The organism is Streptomyces sp. SID13031 (assembly GCF_010548305.1).
GTDB lineage: Bacteria > Actinomycetota > Actinomycetes > Propionibacteriales > Kribbellaceae > Kribbella.
Genome location: NZ_JAAGLV010000001.1, coordinates 720,580 through 744,010, shown reverse-complemented (window position 1 = coordinate 744,010; position 23,431 = coordinate 720,580). Strand labels below are relative to the sequence as shown.

Below are 23,431 nucleotides of genomic sequence, written 5' to 3'. Positions count from 1 at the left end.
ACCACGCATCGGGTGGGAGGTGCCCCTCGTGGCTGACGAGCTCGAAGACGACGACGGCCCCGACGAACTGCTCGCGCGGGCAAGCATGTCGCCGGGCGCTCCCGCGCTGGACCCAGAGCTGGTCGCCGAGTGGCCCGCTGCCTGGCTAGGGACACCAGGCCGCGCAGCTCCCCCGGCTGCCGGGCCGCGGGCCGTACGCCGCGCTGCCGCTAGCGTCGGCGCGGAGCCCCGGTCGCGCCACAACTGGGTGCCGATCGGACCGCGGAACGTCGCCGGGCGGATGCGTGCGATCGTCTGCGGCGAGCCGGGCGTCGCCGACCCGCAACTGTGGTTCGCCGCCTCAGCGGGCGGCGGCGTCTGGCGAACCCGGGACGCCGGCCGACGCTGGGAGCCGCTGCCGGACTGGCATGACCGCCGCTGCCTGGTGGTCGGCGCTCTCGCGGTCGCACCCACTGTTCCGACCCGGATCTACGCGGCCACGGGAGAGGCATCGCCAGCCGGTCCGAACACCCTGCGCGGCTTCGGCGTATTCGTCTCCACCAACGGCGGCGACAGCTGGGACAACTTCGGCGGCGGTACGGCCAACCCGGTGCACCGCGGCGGTTTCGAGGCGATCGCAGTGGACCCCGGAGATGCATTGCACGCCTGGGCGGTCGGGGTGGACGGCGCCTTCCGCACGCTGAACGGCGGCGTGACCTGGGACCCGCCGTACGGCGCCGGCACGTTCTTCAGCGACGTCGCCTTCACCAGCAACCGCAGGCTGGTGCTAGTACGTGGTACCAGCGTCGCCGGCGAGGCCGCAGTACTACGCCTCAACGCTCCGGCCGCCGCAGTCGCGGCGGTGACGGCCGAGCTCGCCTCGGCCGACGCGCTCTGCACCGTCATCGCCGCCCGGCCGGCTCGCGCTGCCTGGCCTGCCACTGGCAAGCTCGCGATCGCCACGGCGGCGACCGCTTTCGTCCGTTTCGCCGACGAGGACGAACGGCACCTGGGCCTGTTCCGGACCACGAACCTCAACGCGGCGCTGGGCAGGTCGATGACCTGGACCCGGCTCGCCGACCACCCGGACTTCCACGACGACGGCCAGGCCGTGTACGACCTGGTCCTCGCGGTCGAGCCGGGCAATCCCAAGCGAGTCGTCACCGGCCAGGTGTATCTGCACGTCAGTACGAATGCGGATGCCGCCCCCGGTGCAGTGAGCTGGCGCCGGATCATGTCCTGGCCCCTGCATCGAGCCGGCCTGCGCGGTCATCACGCCGACCAGCACGGCGTGACCATCGCGGGGGGGCCACCCCAGCTGTGGGTCGCCAACGACGGCGGCATCGCTCGCGCAACACCGAACTGGTCGGATCCGTTGGCCCTGCCAGTAGGCGGCGGCCGCCCGGTGCCACCCGGAACAGTCGGCTGGGAACGGCGCGACTCCGGCATCCAGGGCGCGCAGGCCTACGACCTCGCGCAGAGCCCGCTCGTCCGCGACGTGCTCGCCACCGGCCTCCAGGACCACGGCACGTACCTTCGTACCGGCGGTCAGACCTGGCGGCCGATCATGGGCGGGGACGGCGCGTACTGCACCTTCGACCCCGACGACCCCTACCGACTGGCCGTCAGCTTCTACGGCGGACTCACGGCGCTGCAGTTCCCCGCGCTGCGCGACCAGGTCTTCGCCGACGAGGCCCGCGACAGCCCGGAGACCGCGACCCGCAGGATGCTCGTCGACGGGCTGGACGACGACTCGGTGTTCGTCCCCGAGACGGCCCGCGACCCGCTCGACACCGGGCGCCTCCTGCACGCCAGACGGGGTCGGCTCTACGGTCTCAAAGCCGGCTCCGGCGAGCGGTTCGCGCTCGAGACGGTCGGCCGTTCGTTCGTACTGCGGGTCCGGATGCCACCGGCACCGGGCGGCCCACGCACCCGGCTACCGAAGCCATTGCGCTTCTACCCGCCGACACCGCCGGAGCCCCGCGTCGTGGTCGAGGTGGTGGACACCCCCGGCGCTCGGCGGCTGGGCCTGCTGCCGGGTCGCGGTGGCCGGTTCGAACACGTCGACCTCACCGACCACGACCGGTTCGTCATCGCGAGCCGGTTGCCCGCGCCGTACCGGTTGGTGGAGGGCGACGAGTTGCGCCTGCTTGTCGACGGAGTCGCGCATGCGGTGACCTTCCGGGCCGCCGACGGTATCGACCTGGCGAAGGTGACCGTGGCCGACATCGTCCGCAAGGTGGCTACGCTGCCGGTCCATACCGTCGAGGCATTCCCGTCGCTGTGGCGTACGCCGTCCGCGGTACAACTGGTCACCCACGACGCAGGCGCCGCGACCCTGATCCGCCTCGGCGGCGACGCCCTGGATCCCCTGCCGGACGGTCTGTCCCGGCTCGCGGTCAATCGCGGTGACTATCACGGCGATGCCGCCCGGCCGGCTTCTGTGCTGCTCAACCTGGTCAATCTCGACCTCCGCACAAACCGCGATTTCTCCGGCCCGGTCAGGACCCTGCAGGTGACGATCAACGGCGGCGCCGTACGGTCCGTGCGGATCGAGCCGCCCGCGTTCCCCGACCCGGCGAACGTCACGGCCGGCCAACTCGCCGCTGCGCTCGCAGGCGTCCTCGCCGGCGACCCGGTGCACGTCCACGCAGTGCCGTCCAACGCATGGGTCGCCCTGCTGTCGGAGGCCGGTACTCGGGTGGTACTCAGTGGAACAGCGGCAGCGCGCCTCTCCCTTGCTGCTGCCGGCGCACCGTTGATCAGGCTGGGCGTCTTCAGCCGCACCGTCGCGCATCTGAAGACCAACGTGCGCAACTACGCCGGGATCGATCTCACTCCGACCGGTCCGCCGCTCCAGCTGGTGATCTCCGACGGTACGGCGGCCACGCCGCCGCTGCTCTTCACTGCTGCCGACGTGGCTGACCTCCGCGCTGTCACCGTCGAGGAGCTGCACACCCTGATCAGTAGGCACCTCGCCGCGACGCCCGCAGTGCGGGTGCGGGCGGATCTCGTGGTGGCGCCCGCCGAGGGCTGGGTGAGCGAACTCCAGTTCGGTGCTCCCCCACCGGCGTCGCCCGGCGGTCTCGCCGCGCCTTCGTCCGCTTGGGCCGGTGGCCAGGACGGCAGCGTGTACGTCACCCGCGACGGCGGCGTCACCTGGCTCGACCGCACCAACCCACAGATGCGGCTGGGCGATCGTGAGGTCGAGGCGATCGCGGTGCACCCCACCGACCCGCTGACCGCGTGGGTCGGCCTGTCCGGCGAGGCGGCGGTGCCCGCCGACTCCGCGTTCGTCTTCCGCACGAGCGACGGCGGCGAGACGTGGCAACCAGTCGGGCATCACATCGTCGGCGGGGTCGCGCAAGGCATCGTCAGCGGCGGCGTCCCACTCGGCGTCCACGCCCTCGAACTCGATCCGGCTGACCCCGCCGTGTTGTTCGCCGCCACTGACGCCGGCGTCTTCCGTAGTACGGACTCGGGCGACAGCTGGGCTCCCATCAACGAGGGGCTGCCGAACGCGCAGGTCGTCGACCTGGTCAGCCATCCGGAACAGCGCGTACTACGAGCCGCCCTGTGGACCCGTGGTGCGTACGAGCGGCGGCTCGATGCCGACCCACCCGACGAGGTCCGCCTCCTCGTGCGCAACACCGAACTGGACGACGGGTTCCGGCCTGCCCGGGCAGCACCTTCGTTCGGTACCGCCGCTGCCGGAACGGTTCCGACCGGCTCACCTGACCTCAAGGTCGTCCGGCGGCGACCCGCCGGCCTGGGCACCGACGCGGACGTGGACGGCGTGACGTTCGACCTCGACCTCCCGCACGACGACATCGTGGCCGGGTCGGCGGCCGACGTGATGGTGCAGGTGACCAACACCGGCCCGGTCTCCGTGCCACCTCCGGGTGGACTTCCCGCCGAGCGTGCCAGGGTCGTACTGCTGTGGGCTCCACTGGACGACGGGATCCCGGTACTACCGGCCGACATCTGGACCCGGCTGACCGCACCGCCGCCGCTGGCTGGCGCGCTGGGCGCCTGGACAGTCGGTGGCGACAGCCAGGTGCCGCGCACTGTGCCTGGCGGAGACACCGGTGTCGTGACGTTCCCCGTCGCCTGGCCGGCACTCGACGGCACTAACTCGGTCGGTCTGCTCGTCCTCACCACCGCGGTGTCGGATCCGTTGACCAGTGGGCCGACCGCGATCCCGGCCTTGCTCGCGGTGGAGCGGCGGGTCGCATTCCGCGAGGTAGCCGTCCGCCGGGTGGACGACGACCGGACGCTCGTCGTGCGGGCAACCGGCCCGGCCGACATCGTGGTGGAGAACGTCGCCGCCGCGGAAGGCACATCCGCGGGGATCGCGCTCGGGTTCGCGGCCGGCGATCTCGGCGTCGCCGGGCGAGTCCGGGTCGCCGCGGTCGCCCCGGCCGACGACCGCAACCTTGCCGCCGCAGGACCTGGTCCTGCCCTGGGCGTTCGCCTGGCAGCACCACTGGTGGCCGACCTCACGCTGCTGCCCGCCGCCGACGAGGCCCGCGCGGCGGCCGCAGTACAGCCGAGCGAGGTGGTCCGGATGCTGCAACGGCGGATCGTCCAGGCGCGGCTGCCGATCGGGGCGTACGAACCCATCACCGGGTTCGTGCTGGAGGGCACCGGTGGCGCGACGCTCCGGGCAGCCGGTACCGCGGCCGCGCCGCTCGGCTTCCCGGTCGGCGGACCCGGTGCACCACGGCTGCAGACCTCGCTGCACACGGACGCGTTCGCACTCGCCGGTGCGACCGCGCTGACGATCACCGTATTGCTTGCCGGAGGCAACGTTGCCGTACCGGTCGACCTCTCCCCCACGCGCTTCTCGGGCACCGTGTTCGTCCGGCGCGAGTATGTCGCCCGTGCGATCATCGACGACCTCAGACTCGCCGGCGCCGACGGCGTGGTGAATGTGCGGCTGCTCGCCGGTGTCGCCTTGGACTGCTCGGATTCCAGCACGATGACCATCAGCGGGCCGGCAGTGGCGGCGATCGGCTTCGCCCCGGTCAGCGGCAACAACCTGCTGGCCCATCCCGGGCCGCTGGACCTCAGGGCCGGACCAGTGCTGCACGTCGAGGTCACTCCGCGGGCCGTCATCCGCTTCGACGGCGACCCGGCCGACATCCCCGACCTGACCCACGCGCGGCACGCCGACATCCGCCGGGCCATCTCACTGGCCTGCGAGCTCACCGGCGTACCGGCCAAGGCGGAGGTAGCGAGTATCGACCTGCGAGTGGCCGCTTCCCCCGAGGGCGGCGGGCGGCGACACCCGGTACTCGGTGGGGCGCACCTTGCCGAGCTGGCAGCCACACCCGCGCCAGTTGCCGTCGCGGATCGCCTTGCCCTGTTCACCGTACGGGCCGCGCTCGGTCATGACGTGCTGAAGACCGGCGCTGCGAACTCCCTCTACCTCCGGGTGCGCAACACGGGCACTGTCGACTCGGTCAACACCCGGCTGCGGCTGTTCCGGCTCGACCTCGCTGCCACGCCCATCACGGCCACCGAGGTGGCCAACGCGACACCGCCGGTACCGGCCGGCAGTACTCACATAGAGGAGTTCACCTGGGACCCTGGCGGTGTCGCCCCGCGGTCCGAGCTGCTGCTCTGCGTTGCCGACGACGACCGGGCCGGGCGGCGTACCGACGTACCGGCCACCTTCGCCACCCACGACCTCATCCACGCCTTCGCCGGCCGACGGCCCGGCGTCGCTCTTCGCCTGTTCGATGTCGTCGCCTGATCCCCTGCCCACGAAAGGACACCTGCCATGGCCAGAGAAGTCGACCTCCGTAAGGAAACGGCCGCTTCGGCAGCTGCCGCTTCGACTGTCGCCGAGGAGCGACGAGAGGAGTTGCATGCCGCCGCCGAGGCAGTGTCCGCGGACCTGCCGGGCGAGCACGACCTGCAGATCGTCAGCTTCGACGCGACCACCGGAAACCCCGCGGTGGTGGTCTCCCGGGACGCGCCCGCGAGTCACGGAGACTACGTCAGGCGGGCGCTGTCGCACGTCCAGAACGTCGGGCCTGCCCTCGGCCTGGCTCCGGAACAGGCGCCGGAGTACCTGGCCGACCCGGGCTACCAGACCACGTCGGCCGACGGCGTCGCCGTGCATCTTCGGCAGCAGTACAAGGGAATCGGCGTGTACGAGGCGAGCGAGACGGTTCGCTTCGACCCGACGGGTCAGCTGCTGGAGGTGGCCGGCCGGTCGTACACGATCGCCGACGACCTCGCGGTCGAGCCGGCGATCCCGGCGGCAGAGGCGCTCGAGGTGGCGACCGCGCATCTTGCGGCCGGCGGCGATGAGGAGGAAGTCGATCCGTTCGGCCAATCGTTCACCGAGCCGGTGCCTGATGCCGGGTCCCCGGCCGCGCGGCTGGTCACCTCGCCGCAGGACCGACCCGACCGGGCGGCGGTCTTCGAGTCCACCGCGTTCGAACGCCCGGTAACGGTGTCGCTGGTGTGGTTCCCGCTCGACGGCCGGCTGCGGCTCTCGTGGCAGCTGCGGATCGAGGTGCCAGGCGCACCGGAGTACAGGTTCGTGATCGACGCCGCGGACGGGCGGGTACTGCTCTGCCGGCGGCTCACCCACGGGCTCGGCGGCCACGGACAAGTCGTACTGCACTCGGGCGAGGCGCGCCAAGAGGTCGACTTCCCGCTGCCCCTGGAGAGCTACGGCCTGCCTGTGCCCCCTGGGCTGCCTGCCGGGTTCCCGGACCCCTGGCTGCTCGACACGACCACGGCCGGGGCGTCGGTACGCGCGATCAATTTCGCTACTGGCCGGACCGTACAGGGAGCGTCGAGCGCGGGCGGCGTGGTGTTCGCTGCGCCCGCTGGCCAGAATGAGCCGGACCAGCTTGTCCTGAACGTGTTCTCGTACTGCGCCGCGATGCACGACGCGCTGTACCTGCTCGGCTTCCGGGAGCCCGACGGCAACTTCCAGGTCAGCTCGCTCGGGCGCGGCGGCCGGGCAGGGGACGCCGTGTTCGCCCGAGTCCACCCAGGGGTGGTCTGGGGCACGGCGAACATGGCCACCCCGGCCGACGGGTCTGCCCCGGTGATGAACATGGGCCTGGTCGACTCGACCCAGCGGCACACCGCGCTGGACGCGGACGTGGTCTACCACGAGTACACCCACGGCCTGTCGAACCGGCTCGTCGGCGGCCCGCTGGACGACACCTCGCTGGACGCCCCCCAGTCGGGCGGGTCGGGCGAGGGCTTGAGCGATTTCGTCGCGTGCTCGTTGCTCGGCAAGACCGTCGTCGGCGACTGGGTGGTCTCCCGTCCTAACGGGATCCGCCGGCACCCCTACACCGAGGACTACCCCGGTACTTACGCAGACCTCGGCTCGCCGCAGTACAGCAAAGTCCACGACATCGGTGAGCTGTGGTGCGCCGCACTGATGTCGCTGGCCCGGCGGCTCGGCCGGACGGAGACCCTGCAGATCGTGGTCGACGCCCTCAAGCTCACCTCCGCCAACCCGAGCCTGCTGGCTCTACGGGACGCGATTTTGCTCGCCGCCCGGCAGTTCTCACTCGCACGCGGGGACGAGGACACGGCCACCGCCCGATTCGTGCACTCCGCCTGGGAGGTGTTCGCCCGGTACGGGATGGGTCCGGGCGCACAGACCGATGGACCGCAATTGGCGGGCATCGTCGCCGACTTCGAGTCTCCGCCGACTCCGTCGACCTCGGTCGTACGAGCCGAGGCGACACCCGGCCTGGCGATCCCGGACGCCGACGCGGAAGGCGTGGTCTCCACTGTCTCGCTACCGGACGCCGGACCGGTGCAGTCGCTGACAGTCGATGTCGCGATCACCCACTCGTTCCGAGGTGACCTGGTGGTGACCCTGGTGGCTCCCGACGGCCGCTCAGCCGTACTGCACGATCGGGCTGGCGGCGGCGCCGGAGACCTGCGGCGTTCGTACGACTCGGGGTCGGTCGCTTCACTGGCCGAACTGGAGGGGACGCCGACCGGGGGAAGCTGGGCGCTGAAGGTGGCCGACCACGCACCGGTGGACGTCGGGCGACTGGACGCCTGGGGGCTGGCGGCAGCAGTCGGCCCCGACCGGCCCTCGATACGGCTGGAGGCCCTGCTCGGCTCGACGATCCCGGCCGAGAGTGCCGGTCTCCAGAACCAGGTCACGGTGAGCGAGGCCGGAACCGTTGCAGGGTTGACGTTGTCTGTCGACATCACCCATGCGCAGGCGGGCGACCTCGGAGTCAGCCTGCGCGGCCCAACGGGCAAACGAGTCACGCTCCATCGTCGCGGCGGCACCGAAGTGGACCACTTGATCACCACCTACACCAGCGGCACCGGCCAGCCACTCGCCGCTTTCGTGGGCCTGGCCGCCTACGGCGACTGGACGCTCGTCGTCGTCGACAAGGACGGCCGCGACCTCGGCAAGCTCAACAGCTGGACCCTGACCGTGCGGCTCTGACCACACCGACTACTGGGAGGTACGACACCATGACCAACAACCCCGGCAAACTGTTCTGGATCGAGCTCGGCTTGAGCGCCGCAGCCGCCGCACTCGCCATCCTGACCCTCATCACCCGCGAATGGATCGAGCTACTGACCGGCTGGGACCCCGACCACGGCAGCGGCTCACTCGAATGGTCCCTCGCCGTCGGCCTGGTGGTAATCGCCCTGATCCTCGCAGCACTCGCCAGACTCGAATACCGCCGCTCCCACCCCGCCACCAACATCTAACAGCCCCTCGACGCCGGCCAGTAGCCGCCTGCGCCTATGACCTGGGGCCCCCGATCTCCACGCTCCCCACCGTGGCGGCGGATCACCATCGGAAGATGTATCCCGTGTTGCCGGCAAAAAGGGAATACTTGACGGTGTTCGGAAGGTACCCCGGGACTTTTCCGAAGCCGAGTTCAGGTATATCGCCGAAGTCCGTACCGATGAGGCCGACCTTTACTGTGTTGTTCCGTTCCCCGGTGTTTGGGTTGTAGTTGACTTGCACGCTGACCGATCCCGTCTTGTACCGTCCGAGCTTGACCCCGGGGACGACTGTCTTCTCGACTCGCACAGCGCCTGGGTTGCGATTCGCGCCTGCAGCGTCGTTGGTGCTGCCCCGAACGTCGAGGCCGGCCGAGAAGCCAATCTTCGGATTCAGTTGGGCCGAGATATTGCCGTTGGCCGTTACGCCGTGTACGTCCAAGGATAGGCAGCCCTCGGCGGACAGGCCTGCGATAAGCGCGAATCCGGCCGAGGCGCAAATCGACACCGACTGGTGTTCCCTTCTCTCAAGGTAATCGTCATACCGGTCTTTCACGATCTTGTCTGCGCGCCGCACGCTGTCCGGGCCGCAATGGTCGGTTCCGTAGAACATCCCGCTTCCGGTGGCGCAGGCCCAGTCGACGGGAACCGGTGCCGGCGTGTTCCGATTCTGGATGAGGATCATGTCTCGGTTGCCGCCGCTGGCGAACCGTTTGTCTTTTCGCTCGGCACGGCGGACCGGGTCCGCAGCTGCGACGCTCTTCGTCGCTGCTGCCGATGGCGCGGTCTTCTTGCCGTCGTTCTCGAGGTAGTAGAAGGTGCCGGACGGGTCGCTGATCGTGGTCGGGTTGTTGTTGGCGTACGCGTAGGCGTTCAGCTGTTGCGGGTTGTTCGGATCCATCACCGGGTCTACGGATAGGAACGTGCCGGTCTGCGTGTCGAACTCGCGGGCGCCGAGGTGGGTCAGGCCGACTCCGGCTTGATTCACACCGCCGACGAACCCGCGATCACCGGGCCAGGCAGGTGGTGTGGTGCCCCGCGGGTTGCCGAACGGATCGGTGCGCCGCGCAGTCGTCGCGAGCGAGGCGCTGTCGACCGAGAGCGAGTCGGTGCCGTGATGGTCGGCCATCAACCAGGTGAGCGCGGAGCCAGCTCGTACCCCGACTGTGATCGAGCCGAAGGAGTAGTACCGGGTCGCTGTCCGCTTGTTGGTAGCTTTCGAGTAGTGCAACTCGGCATCGTCGAGGTAGAGCGTGCTGCCGGCGCTGTCGCTCGTTGCAAGCAGGTTGGCGTCGGCGTCGTAGGTGTTGGTGGTGGTGGTGCCGGCCGCGGTCGTGATCGTGTCCACCTTGCCCTCGGGCGTCCAGGTCAGGGTCTGTCCTGGACGACTGATCATGTTGCCGGCCGGGTCATAGGCGTAGGTGGTGGTCGCAGAGAGGCCGGCGCCGTTGACGGAGGTGAGCGCGTGTGGACGGGGTTGGCCCGCTGCCGGATGGTTGTAGGTCGTGGCCCTGTTAGTGCCGGTTAGCGCAGCGGTACTGTGCGCGGTCTGGGACAGCCGGTTGCCGATCGCGTCGTAGGTGTAGGACGTCCAGTACGGGGCTGGGCCGCCGACAAGACCTCCCGGTGCGCCGCAGCTGGCCGTGGTGGTCGTCCATGCTTCGGTGAGCCGGCGCAACGCGTCGTAGTCGAAGCACTGGTTGTCGGCCACCGCTGTGTCGGCCATCGACGTCACGTTGCCGGCTGGGTCGTACTTGTAGAACTGGTCCGAGATCGGGCCAGCCGCTCCCTGGCGGTCGACCTTCGACTCGATCAGGCGGCTTGTGGCCCGGTCGAAATAGAACGTGTCCGCGACCTGTTTGGGGGCGGTACCGAGTTGGTATTGCGACAGCTGCCCGGTCGCGGTGTAGGCCGCGTCATGCACATAGGTAGTCGTAGCGCTGGACATCGTGACGGGCTGGCCGAGGCTGTTGTAGGAGTAGGTCAGCTTCTCCGCTGCTGCGCCGGGCAGGCTGGGTACGTCGACGGTGGCGGGGCTGCCGTCGGGCTTGTAGCTGTAGCTATAAGCAAAGGGGGTGGTGCCCAGCTGGCTCTGACTGGCCGGAAGCGTGAAGGTCTTGCTCGTCGGCCGGTATCCGGCGTCGTAGCCGGTGATCGTCGTCGTGTAGAGGTCGTTGCCGACCTTGCGGGTCGAGGAGCCCAGCTGACCCTTGACCGGCACGCCGCCGATCACCGGGTCGAAGGTCCACGACGCCAGCAGCGGCCCACCCACGCCCTGCCGCTCTTCGGTCTTACGACCGACCTTGTCGTAGGTGTACGCGAGTGTGACGCCGCGCGCATCGGTGGTGGAGGTCAGCTGACCGGCGTCGTCGTAGGTCGAGGTGGAATTGCCCGCGTCGGGGTCGACCGCGGCGATCCTGCGCCCGCGCAGGTCATAGGTCTTGCTCCACCGGTTGCCGGCCGTGTCGGTCAGCGTGTCGGGTTGCCCGGCCTTGTTGTACGTGTACATCGTGACGTCGTGCTCGCCGCTGGGTGTTCCGCCGTGGTACTGCCACAACTGCGTGGTTCGCCCCCGCGCGTCGGTGAACGTCGAGGTCGGAGTCGCGCCAGTGGGTGGGGTGACGTCGACGTGATCGCCGTAATAGGCGGTGTGTGTGCGGGATAGGGGATTCGGATCGGCCATCGAGAACAGCGCCGAATCGGTAGGTCGTTCCGCGCCGTCGAACGTCGTGACTGAGCGCGATGGAACCTCGACGTCGGCGATGCCGACCAGTGACGTGCCAGGCGTACCTGCATCGGAGTAGGGGCCGTTGTTCTGGAAGGCGAGCCCATGCGAGTCGTAGAGCGTGTCGGTCAGGACCCGTACCGGAGGCTTGCCCGGTCCACCGTTGCCGAGTGTCTGGGTCTGCCGGGCGCGCATGAAGCCGTCATAGAGCGCATAGCTGGTCAGGTAATTGTTGTTGGGTGCGAGCGAGTCGGTCGCCACCGAGCTCGGCCCGCTGTTGCGGACGTCGTAGGTGTAGCGGGTATTGGGACCGTCAGATATCTTGCGCCCGGGCAGCCACACACCGGTGAGCCGGCCGAGCGCGTCGTAGGCCAGCGAACTGACGTTCTGGTTGGCGTCGGTGACAGCGGTCGGTCGAGCGAGTCGCACATCCAGGCCGGTCGTCGTGGCAAAGCCTGCCGGATCGGTGACCGTGGTCGTAGTGGGGAGGCCCGCCGCTGGCGTGTATGCGGTGGTACTCGTGCGATTTAGCGCGTCAGTGCTGCTGACCGCGCGGCCGTAGCTGTCGAAGGTGCCGGTGCTGGTCGTCACGAAGGTCGGCGTGGCGCCCGAATATGCTTTGAGCTGCTTGGTCTTCGTCACGTTACCGGTCGTGGGTGGCGCGCCCGGAGCGGTGCTGGCGTCGCTGTCGTAGAAGGTCTGCTCGTCAGCGATCGCGTCAAGCGGGTAGGTGCGGGGTTGGCTGCAGGCGACGCCGTCGACCTTGACTTCTGCGGGCAGGTCGATCAGCCAGGTTGAGTCGTTGCGTGCGTAGGTGGTGGTGGTGCATTGGTCATCGGTGCCGACGCCGACGTCACCGAGGTCGTTCGAGGTGATCTGCAGACCCTCGGCGTTGTAGGTCGTGTCGACCCCGGTAGTGCGCCAGCCCGAGGGCAGCGTGGGCGCCGCCGTGCGTGTCCGTACCTTGCTGGTTTGCACGACGTAAGACTTCAGCGAACCCTGCGTCGCGGTCGGGCCGCCCTGCGTCGGATCCATGATGTCGCTGCTCACGACCGGGCCATTCACGCCGTTGTAGGTGATCTTCTCCCGGAGAAAGCCCCGCCACTGCTCGGCGTCGTCGAACCTCGCATTCTGCGAGTCGACGACCCAGACGTTGCCGCGGCTTCCGGACGGCTGGTGGTCGAAGCTCATCCCTCGGAAGTAGGTGAACTGCGTCGCGGACGGCGGGCCCTTGGCCGGGTCGCCATGCATGACCACTACCTTGTCGAAACCGCGGTACTGGTTCCAGGTGCGCCGAATCTCGGGCACCAGGGGGTTGTCGTCGAAGTGCCACGCCGGAGTACCGAGGTGGTAGTCGTAGCTGGTCGACTGTGTCTGCTGCCCGCCGACGCGGTCCTCCTCGCTGACCGTGCCGACGACATACTTGCTCATCCAGTCATGGGTCAACTGGTTACCTTCGGGGGTCCAGGTCACCGGGAAGCAGCGCTTGGTATTCGTCGCCGCTACGGGCAGCGCGGTCGGCAAGCAGTCGCTGCCGACGTAGTTGATGGAGACCGTGCCGCCGGACTCGGTGTTGATCCTGTACAGCCGCCACTTGTCCAGCGGCAACAATCCATCGGTGTCAGAGTTGATCCGGTTGGGCAGTTGTGTTCCGTCGAAGCTCACCTCCGGCAGGGTGATGTTCGGGGCGGTGGCCAGGCCGGTGTGCGTGATGCCGTTGAGCCACAAGGATGCCGTGGTGTGGTCATCGTTGGCCGGGTAGGAATGGCGCAGCGTCCACCGATCGACGTCTAGGTACCGAGCCCCGTCCCACACCCGTGTCGTGATCGTCGAGAGACGCTTGGTGGACCAGAACGACGGCGAGTAGCGGCTGCCGCAGTTCGCGCCGTCGGCGCACGCCTGATCGGTCGGTACGTCGGGGCCGCCTCGCTCGACGGAGTCGAACCAGACCTGCGCGAGCGGATGCTCACCGACGCGACCGCCGTACTCGACACTCTGCAGGACCCCGCCGCGGACGTATCGGGCCGGCGCCGCGCCGTTCAGATTGCGCGAGTAGTTGTTCGTCTCTGGCGCGTAGGTATAGGTGATCGTGTTTCCGTGCGTATCGATGACGTAGTCGAGGTTCCACCGGTAGGCCTGCTGGCAGGACGACGTGTCGAAGGTGGCGTGGTTGCAGGGCTCGCCGGCGTCGTTGCCGAACACCGGCACGGTCCACGCTGACGCCGTCGTACGCCCGAAGAAGTACTGGGTGCCGTCGGTCGTGGTCACTTTCCATGACTCGCCGTTGTTGTAGCCGTCGGCATCACCGGCTGCGACGTGCTGGATGCGTGACCCGTCGTCGCTCTTGGGCCGCCAGGTGTCGTTGCCGGCGTAGACCAGCTGGGACGACTGACCGGCAAGGGACATCGTTGCGTTGTCGCCGCCCCAACATTCGTCGCCGGTCTTCTTCGCCGGATCAGTGATGTCGTCCGCGCAGGACTTGTAGCCGCGCTCGATGGAGCCGGGCCACAACGACCAGCCCTCACCGGCCCAGGACGGCTGGTTGTTCGTGGCTGCCGTGTGGCCGTCCACCGAACCAGATGAATACGACAAACCCAGGGTCGGTGCCAGCCCACCCGGTGCCGACGGGACGGTGATCGGATAGCTCCACGCGAAGTCTCCGGACTGCGTCGACACCGCCCAGCTACCCGCCGGCGCCAACGAGGTTGCCTTGTAATCGCCGGTCTGCCCGTTCGGAGCCGCGGTGACGGCATAGGTCGTGTCCGCTGCGGTTGCGGTGACGTCAGCGGACAGGCGCGCGCCGGCCAGATCGTTCTTCGTCGGCAGCACCTGCGCCGGACCATGGTCGGTCAACCGGACGAGTCTCAACCGCGTGGCCCAGTCGCCCCCATAGGCCTGGCGAAACGCTGAATAGTCAACCGTCAGCGATACTGCGGCAGTCGACACCTCGCCATCGGCGCGGCGCAGCCGAAGCAACAGCCCGTCCACACCCCGCCTCTGCGTCGACGCACGATCGAGCAGTTCGATCCGCACCTTCGAGGGCAGAGCAGTGCCGCCGCTGACGGTGCGGGTCGGTGCCCCCAACCGGAGCGGCAACCCTCCGGCACGCGCCGAAGCGACGGCTCCGGAGGCGGGAGCCCCGAGCGTCACGTCCACGGCACCGGCGGCCGGCCAGGACGCCGCACGGGGTGTGGTCGCCTCGGCGGCCACGGTGGCCGGATCAACCGGCCGGGGCTTGACCGGGACGGGAAAGTCCTTCACCAGATGCGGCGCGTCTGGCTGGCTCGGCGGCCACGTTGCGGCACTCGCCGACGTCTGTGGGACGACACTGACGAGTCCCAACACCACGATCAGCGCGGTACAGGAAGCGATCGGCCGGCGAGCTTTCATGACGAACCGTCCTTCGGGTCGAGGATCACGTAGCCGAGCGCAACACCGGCATCGGGTGCGCCTTCACAGAATTCATCGAGCGATTCGAACCGCTCACCGTCATTGCCCTGACACGCGAACAGCTGCGCGTTGTTCTGCGGGTGCTGTGGGTCGGGTGGGGTGGTCCATACCCAGCCGGTCGACATCCCGAGAGCGGTCTGGCCGTCGCACCCGGTGCCGGTCCAGAGGAATTCGTCGCCGCTGCCCGTCCGGCACATCTCCAGCATCGGCGCGGACCCGATGCCGCCCATCGACACGTAGCCGAGCCGCGTTTCAGGCGCGTACGCCGCAGGCATCCCGCCGCCGTGCTGACTGGACCAGTGATCGCCATCGGGTCCGACGTACCGGACGAGCGGCGCATAGAGCCTCGTGTAGCCAAGGAGAAACTCAGTACGAACCTTGTCCGGGGTGCTCTCGCAAGTCGAATCGAACGACACGAAGTGATCACTGTTCGCGAGCGTCAGGCAGCGATATACGGCGGCGTAGGGCACCCCGGTCGGCGGGCTGGTGTACATGAGCCCAGCAGCGCCCAGTACCTCGTAGTTCGAGCACGTCGGCGACGAATCCAGGAAGTAACCACTGGAGTAGCGGCAGGAGAAGATCATCCGCGTATTGGGGCCAGGCAAAGCCGGTATGCCCAGTGGACCCTCCAGATGGAACCCGGGCGGTCGCGGTCCGGTGCCGACGAAATGGCGTCCGTCATGGCTCGCGAATCGCTCGAACGCTCCCTCGAGCAACGACGGCTCACGCGGCACCTGCCGGGCACTCGCATCGCGAATCTGCCGATCGGGCAGCACCCCGTTGTAGATCTGCACTTCGTCGACCGAGCCGTTGAAGAAGCGCGTCGCCACGCCGCCGCGCTTGGCTCGCCCGATGATCACCCCGCCGGGCACGTTCGAGATGAAGGTTCCGGCGGGTACGTCGGTGGTGTTGACGAGCGCGCCGTTGACATAGAGCCGTACCTGGCGGGCACCGGCGTCATACACGCCGGTCAGGTGCATCCAGTGGCCTGCGTCGGGCATGGTGGCGGGCTTGGCCGGGTCTGACGTCGCCTCGATGATCGTCGGGCTCGGCGCATCGGCCGATGACAGGCCGAACGACCACCGGCCCCCGAAGTAGCGCAGGCTGAATCCCTCGGACTGGGGGCCGTCCTGACCCACGATCGACTCAGCAGCGCCGTCCGCGACGGCGAGATTGGCGAACGTCATGACTGTGAAACTCTGATCGGTCCGTACGGCGGGCGCCGCGCTCGTCGCGGCATAGTTCGAGCCGTTGACCCGCAGCGCACTGTTGCCGAGCCGAGCTTGTGCCGTCGTCGTCCAGCTCGCGCCGCCGGTGAGCGTCGCGGTGCGGTAGCTGCCCGACCCGTCGCCGGCCTTCAGACCGGCACCTTCATCGAACGAGTAGGAGGCCTGCTCGACGGGCGGGCCGGCCAACCGATCGATCTCGCTCCGCATGGCTTCCTCGCTCGAGCCCGTGACGAACGGCAGGTCGCCCAGCACCCGGTCGTAGAGCTGCACCTCGTCAATGCCGCCGTACCAGTACTGGGCCGGCCGGCCGGAGTACTTGGAGCGGCCCAGCTGCACTGCTCCGGTAGCCTGCCACGGCGTAGTGTGCGCCGCTGTGCCGGCTAGGGTCCCGTTGACGTACAAGGAGATCTGACCACGCGTCGCGTCGTAGACGCCGACCAGATGCGTCCAAACGCCGAGCTGCGGGCTGGCCACCACGAAGTCCCCGCCGCAGGAACTGCAGTCGGACTTCGGCATCCAGAACGCCCACTTGTGTGTATCGCCGCGGTAGTCGAGGAAGAACCCGCTGACGTCGTTGCCGTCCTCGCTCACCACCGAGCGGGAGGTGTTGTCCAAGGCGTCCAATCGGGCCCAGGCCGACACGCTGAAGGAGTGCGAGGTGTCGACCGCTGCACCGCCTGAGGTCGAGACGCTCCCGGTCACGCCGTCGAAGTTGAGCGCATCACCGAGCCGGCCGTTGGCCCATCCAGTGGTGCCGCCGGCCGTGCCGTCATGGTGATGCAAGCTGTCGGGGACGCTAGTGGTTCCATCACCGTCCAACGGCCAGTGCGCCACTGCCGCAGTACCGGGATCGACCCGAAAATCACGCCGTACGCAGCTGCTGTGGTTGTTGGCCCGGTCGATGCTTTCCACCCAGAGGCTCCACGACAGCGATGGAGCCAAAGGGGTCACGGTGAAGGTTGCGGAGCCTCCGAGCGGCGCCGCGTTCACAGACGTCGTCGTCGTACAAGTGCCGCCCTGCGTGACGCCATAGCGGAACGTGGCCGTGTCCCCGCCGTCCGGTGCGCGAGCCGTGACGGTCATCGACTCGCCTGCGCGGACGGTGGGTAATTGGTCTGGTGTCAGAGTCGGCGCGGCCGGCGCGTCGTTGTCGATGGTCAGGTCGCACCAGCCCGAGTACGGCCCGTTGATGATCGTGTCGCCGGTGATGGCCCGCCATGAGATCTTCGTGCCGCTCGCGAACGATCCCTTGGGAATCTTGCCGGTATACACGGACGGATTGCTCTGCGGGCCGAGGTGGTTGTACCCGAGCTGGGTGGTGTGCGAACGATCCCACCACTCGAAGTTCAAGTACATCGTCTGACCTGCATCGGGGTCGGAGGCCGTCGCCCGCAAGGTGATGTCGCCCGTTGCGTTGTTGACAAACTGTTCACCCGAGCACGGCAGCGTGTTCGTACCGGCTGAGGTCGACAGGTTCGACGGCTGGTACGGCGGCCAGTCGTAGTGCACCAGCAACTGGTAACCGTCGAACTTCTTCCAGCCCCACTGGTCGTTCTCGTTGTTCGCACGGAGCATGAACGTCGCGAAGCGCGCCCTGTTGTCGTTGGCGTAGCGCACCCAGTCGCCCACGCCCCAACCGACCCACGCCGCTGCGCACGACGACGAATAGCCGTGTGTTTCCCAGCGGGGTGCACCGATGGGCAGGCCGGTCCACGGCCGATTGGCCCAGGTGTATCCCTGGGCGCCGTCGAAGCTCGCCTGGTACAGGTCCATCGCGAAGTTGGATCCGGCCGGCGGCGTGCAGGTCGGCGCATAGACCTCGTGCGCGTTGAACTCCGCACCCGTCGTCACCCCGGCCTGAGCGATCACCTTGGCACCGTGCAGGCCCGTGATGTCGAACTGGAAGAAGCTTTGTGCGGCACCGATGCCGTTGCAGCCGCCGGCGGCGGCATAGCACTGGCCGACCTTCGCGAGGTTCTGGCCGGCGAACCGGGAGCCTGCCGGCTCGACGTCCATGCCGCCATTCCAGTAGGACGTCGTCGATTTACCGGAGAAGATCTTCGCCCAGCCGGCCGCAGGAGCCCACCAGTCCGGGTCGATCGACACCGGGAACACCGTGGCCGGGTCGCTCAACAGGTGCTGGTCCGCCAGCACCGTGATGGTGTCCTTCGTCGACTCGAATCGTCCGACCGCAGTGTGGTTGCCGGCGAGGCGAGCGCCCGCGGCACTCTCACCCGCCGAATCCCACATCTGCGGCGCGGGAGATGAGAAGACGACCTTGCCCGTACTGTCGACCAGATCCGACGCGCCATTGTTGCCGCTACGAGCCGTCAGGCCGGTCGTGCGCAGACCGAACTGCAACTTGGCAATTCTCGGATCGCCGGCTGCCGCGCGGGTCTTGACGACGGTTACCTGGTGAAAGCCGCCTGAGCCGGCGCTCAGGCGCAGATCAACACCCGGCAGGACGTCGGCATACGTCGCTGTATCGCCGGACAGCGTCGGCTTCGGCAAAGGTGTCGGCCAGACGAGTTCGACGTGCTTGTCGGCACCGCCCAGTCGCACCAGCGGTGTCAAGCCGCCACCGGAGAACGCCATGGGCACTACTGTTGCGCCGGGACTGACCGTACCGTCCTCGCGGCGCTGCAAGATCGTGTCGATCGGAGCCCACCCGTGTGGCGTCCTGGCCCGTACGGCCCCGGCGTGCAACACGGCCGTGAACGTGCCGTTCGGCTCGGCGAACGTCTCAGTCGACTCGTTGCGCTTCGCAACGACCTCGACGCGCCGCCCACTCGCGTGAGCCTGCGCCGACGCGGCGCGTTCCGCCGCGGACGCGCCACTACTCGGCGACGAGGCCTGTGCAGAGCGGGCCGGACGTGCGGCACTCGTCGCGGCGACCGGCCCGGGTTTCGACGCAGCCGGATGCGATCCGGCCGCATCAGCCGTCGGGCTCGACACACCGAACAGGCTCGACCCGATCATGCCGATCACGTGCGCAGCAGCAAGGACACTACGTCTCATCCCAGTACCTCCCCAGCACCGAGACGAACCGGTCGCACCGGAAGCGACGAAGCTTTCGTACTCAATGTGGGACGACTGTGAACTAGGGCGACTTCACATCGGCTTCTGAGCGCTGTTGGATGCCGCGAGAGAGCGCCACTCGCACAAGAGGCCTCAGGGTGTAGCTAGTGAACTCGCTCACTAACGCCCTAGTGGCCTAGGAGTTTCATGGCGATGGCGGGGCTGAAGTCGCCGGCCTCGGTGCCGGTGCCGAGGCCGCAGTCGCCGTCGGATTCGCCTGGTGGTTTGACCCAGAGCTGCAGGTCGAGGCCGCTGGCACCCCCGGTACGAGGTGCGGCGCCGACTCGCTGGCCGGTCGGGTTGCACCAGTCGTCGCCGTTCAGCGGGTTGCCGTTGCGGCTGGTGTCGATGACGAAGTGTTTGGCCGAGCCAAGGACCGCGTTGACGCCTTGGGCGTAGCTGACGTTGCGGGCGGTGGACTGGTAGTTCGACACGTTCAGCGCGAACCCGCGAGCGTGCGCGATGCCGGCGGCATTGAGCCGCTTGGCCATCGTGGCGGCCGGGTTCCAGTCGTCGTGGCCGGCGTCCAGATACGTCCAGGTGTTCGGTGCGGAGGACCGCAGCCGCTCGACCGCGTAGCTGACCAGCGACAGCCGGGTGGTCTGCGCCGACGAACTCAGGCAGTCGAGCCCGGGCAGCGCGTCCGGCTCCAGGACGACGACGGCGGGACGCTTGCCGATCGACGCGGCCATCGAGTCGATCCATGACCGGTACGCCGCAGCGCTCGCAGCCCCCTCGCCGGCCTCGCAATCGCGCTCCGGGTGGTGGTAGAAGACGAGCACCGGGAGTTTGCGGACTCGCGACGCCGCCGACACGTAGGCCCGCGCGTCCGACGCGTCCGCGCCATCACCGTTGAACCAGCGCCCGATCGGGCGATCGGCGATCCCGGCCTTGATGATGGCCCGCCGCGAGTCACCACCGTGCGCGCCGACCCAGTAGACCGGCTCGGATTGCGGGTCGACGTACAAGCCGCTGGTCTGCGATAGCGGATTGCCCTGTTGCGGGATCGGGTCCGGCTTCGTCGGCGGCTTGCTCGTGGGCTTCGCGGTGGCCTTCGTGGTCGGTTTTGTCGAGGGCTTCGCCGCTGAGGGGCTGGGCGGCTTGCGGACCGGCTGGGTCGATGACCTGGCGGGCTGACCGGTCGACGGCCTGCTGACCGTGGGCTTCGTACTGGCCCCGGTCGAGGCCGGGTCTGAGCCGCCCGCCCCGCTACCGGCCGGCGTCGTACCTGCGGACAGGTCCGAGTCACCGCCTCTTCCCAGGGCCACCGTCACTCCGGCGACGGCGACGGCGGTCGCGCAGGTCGCGGCAATCGCGACCACTGCCCTGGACCGCCGTGTATGTGGCAGTCGCATCTCATCTCCCAGCTCAACGCGCGGCCTATCCCCGCGACAGCGACGAACACTAGTAGATAACGACCAGATAACAAACCCCCCAAGGTGGCGAATCTGCGTCGCTGTCTATTAGGTCCAGATCTGGAATTCAGACAGTTGTCCAGCCGGCCAGCCGGTGTTTGCGGTGATGGTCGCTCGCCAGTACCGCTGGGTCGACGCGGGGAAGGTCACGGTCACCGTGTTGTTCGCCGCGGGCGAGAAGGTGTACGCCGCGGCGGCCTTCACCGTCGTGAAGGTGTTCCCGTCGGTCGACCCGAGCAGCGACAAGGTCTGGTCACGCGCCCCCCACGAAGCGGGCAACTGCAGCACCACCCGGCTCGCGGACTGAGCGGAGCCGAGATCTACCTGCGTCCACTGCGGGAACACGTTGTTCGTACTTTCCCAATACGACGACTGGTTCCCGTCGGTCACGTTGCCCGACGCATAGGCCTGGCTGTGCGAGGACTCGCCGGTAGGCTTGCCCGCCGCCAGGTTCGTGGTCGTCGACCCACTGGTGAACTGCAGGCTGTTCAGGTTCCAGCCGCCGCTGTCCTGGTAGACAGTCAGAGTCTGCAGCCCGGCCGGCAGGGTCACCTGAGTGGTGACGGTTGACCAGTTCTGCCAGCCGCCGGTCGATGGGAGGCTGACATTGCCGCTGAGGTTGGTACCGGAAGCGCTGGCCAGATGGAATGCGTTGGTCACCGCGGCCGGCGTCGCGACGCGCATCGCCACGCTGTACGTACCGGCCGTGGCGACGTTGACGGTGTAGTGGAACCACTGGCCGCTGCTGGTCCAGCCCACGTTGTAGCCGCCGCCGGTATCTGAAGTGGACTCGAGGTCGACGCCGTCGGCGCGATAGCTGTTCGCACTGCCGTTGACCGAGCCCACGTTGTACGCGACGCCCTGGCCGCCGGTGTTGTAGTTCTCCGCTTGCACAGTGCCGGGGATCGCGGCCGGCGTACCGGCGAACGGCCCTTCGGGCGAACCACCTTGTTGCCAACTGTTGCCACTGAGGGACGCCGTGAACCCGCCCGAGTTGTTGATGAACGGCGTACCACCGCCGCTGACCGTATTGCCGGTGATCGTCGCGGATCCGGAGGGAGCGGGATAGAACGGCGGTGCGACGACGATGCCGTTGCGCCACGGCGAGGTGACGGTGTTGTTCTGGAGCTGGGTGTTGGTCGAGGTGGAGAAGCCGATGCCGTCGTAGACCGAGTTGAGGATGGTGTTGCCGGTCGCGGTGACGCGGTCGACCACCCCGACGTTCTGCCCGTCACCGCCATTCCCGATGTGAAACGCCGGCTGCCCCTGGCTGTACGCATTTCCACCGGAGCGCACCACGGTGTTGCCGGTGACGGTGGCCGACAGCAGGTCGTTGCCGTTGACACCGAAACGCCCCAGGCCCAGGCCGATGTAGCGGGCGGTGTCGGAGACGTAGTTGTTGTCGATCCGATGACCGCTGCCGCCGTACACGCCGATGCCCTTGCCGCCCCAGGGGGCGATCGACGTATTGTTCGTCAGCACCGCGTTCGCCATCGGGGTGTAGAAGACCCGCGTACCGTCGATGTCGTTGTAGTTGACCGAGTTGATCGCCAGCGCGTCGTCACCGGTGCCACGGACGAAGTTGTTGGTGATGGTCAGGTTGTTGCCGACCGAGTTGCCCATCGAGACGTTGTTGATGTTGGCGCCGTCGGCCCAGATCGTCGTGAGGCGGTTGTTCCGGATGGTGCCACCGGCGCCGGAGGCCCAGAAGCCGGACAGCGTGTGCTGGGTCCAGATCCCGTCGGCCACCCAGTTCGTTCCGGTGATGTCCATCGAGCCGCCCGCGCCGTCGACGCTGGCGCGGCTGGTCGCATTGGAGTCGACGTGCAAGTTCTGGATCGTGGTCGAGTTCAGGCCCCACAACGCGGGCAGCGGAGTGCTGTTCGGCAGCGGGACGTCGCGGTAGATCGTGCTGTACCAGGCACCCGCACCTGCGATCGTGATGCCCTGGGCCTGCAGACCCTGCGTCCCCTTGACGTAGAAGGTGCCGGCCGGGATCCACAGGATTCTGCCCTGCGACTGCGCCTGGTTGATGCAGTTCTGGATGGCGGCCCGGCTGTCGACCGACGCTGGGGAGGCCGCACCGTTGGTCGGCGTGTTGTCGGCGACCGCGCCGCAGTCGGTGATGGAGATCGAGTTGGCGGGCTGGGCAACGGCAGCCGGCGCGCTCTCCACGTCGACGACGTCGACGTCGTAGAAGGCAGCCGAGTTGCCGGCGTCCTTGCGCAACGTGAACGTGCTGCCCGCGGCGATCGGCGTACCGGTGACGAAGGTGCGCGTCTCGTCGAAGAACACCCGCGGGTTGCCGTCGGAGGGACTCTGGCTGTTGCCGTTGTAGTTGTTGTTGCCCTCGTACAGCCAGGTCTGCTTCGAGTTGACGTTGAGCGCCTGGCGCAGACCTCCGTCGACGTAGAGGTTCAGCGTGCTGGTCTGGCCACCACCGCTACCGCTGTCGGGGATGCTCAGCCGGACGGTGACCGCGCTGATCGGGCGGCCGGTGGTGTTGGTCCACTGCACGCTCTGGCCGGTGCCCGCGAGGTGGGCGTAAGCGTGCCCGGATGCCTCCAGCGAAGGACTCGAGTACTGCGTCGTCGGCGCGGCGGTCAGCGACACCGAGGTCGCGCCGCCTCCGAGCGAACCGGCCTCGGCTTCGTAGCTCGTGAACGGCACAGTGGCGCCGGCGACGGCGTCGGCGGTGTTCCCAGCGGTCTGATGGGCGGCGGCCGGCGTGACGAGTACGGCCGTAATGGAGATGATCGTCAGGACGGTGGCGGCCAGTCGGCGGGGCGGAACAGGGCGCATGGTCTTCC

General features: G+C 68.3%; 7 protein-coding genes. 3 read left to right on the top strand and 4 right to left on the bottom strand.

From position 1 onward, the window contains the following. Positions 1 to 28: 28 nt before the first annotated feature. From G3I17_RS03185 to G3I17_RS03175, 3 genes are read left to right on the top strand one after another with little or no spacing between them, the layout of a single operon-like run. Entirely contained in the window at positions 29 to 5,737 is a 5,709-nt protein-coding gene (locus G3I17_RS03185; protein WP_164593715.1) for a hypothetical protein, read from the top strand. A gap of 27 nt (positions 5,738 to 5,764) precedes the next feature. Beyond that, a complete protein-coding gene (locus G3I17_RS03180) occupies positions 5,765 to 8,434 on the top strand; it encodes a M36 family metallopeptidase (RefSeq protein ID WP_164593712.1) in 2,670 nt (889 codons plus the stop codon). 29 nt (positions 8,435 to 8,463) lie between these two features. Continuing rightward, positions 8,464 to 8,706, top strand: a complete 243-nt coding sequence (locus G3I17_RS03175) for a DUF202 domain-containing protein (RefSeq protein WP_164593710.1) — start codon at positions 8,464 to 8,466, stop codon at positions 8,704 to 8,706. A gap of 82 nt (positions 8,707 to 8,788) precedes the next feature. Here G3I17_RS03175 and G3I17_RS03170 read toward each other — a convergent pair whose 3' ends face one another. From G3I17_RS03170 to G3I17_RS03155, 4 genes are all read right to left on the bottom strand, one after another. Further along, positions 8,789 to 14,839, bottom strand: a complete 6,051-nt coding sequence (locus tag G3I17_RS03170; protein WP_164593708.1) for an RHS repeat-associated core domain-containing protein — start codon at positions 14,837 to 14,839, stop codon at positions 8,789 to 8,791. Beyond that, positions 14,836 to 19,146, bottom strand: coding sequence for a LamG-like jellyroll fold domain-containing protein (locus G3I17_RS03165; protein WP_164593706.1), 4,311 nt, complete (start codon positions 19,144 to 19,146; stop codon positions 14,836 to 14,838). The genes G3I17_RS03170 and G3I17_RS03165 overlap by 4 nt, the downstream gene beginning before the upstream one ends. Positions 19,147 to 19,334: 188 nt before the next feature. Beyond that, positions 19,335 to 20,561, bottom strand: a complete 1,227-nt coding sequence (locus G3I17_RS03160) for a glycoside hydrolase family 6 protein (protein WP_164593704.1) — start codon at positions 20,559 to 20,561, stop codon at positions 19,335 to 19,337. A 108-nt stretch (positions 20,562 to 20,669) separates the two neighbouring features. After that, positions 20,670 to 23,423, bottom strand: a complete 2,754-nt coding sequence (locus G3I17_RS03155) for a carbohydrate-binding protein (protein ID WP_164593701.1) — start codon at positions 23,421 to 23,423, stop codon at positions 20,670 to 20,672. Positions 23,424 to 23,431 lie beyond the last annotated feature (8 nt).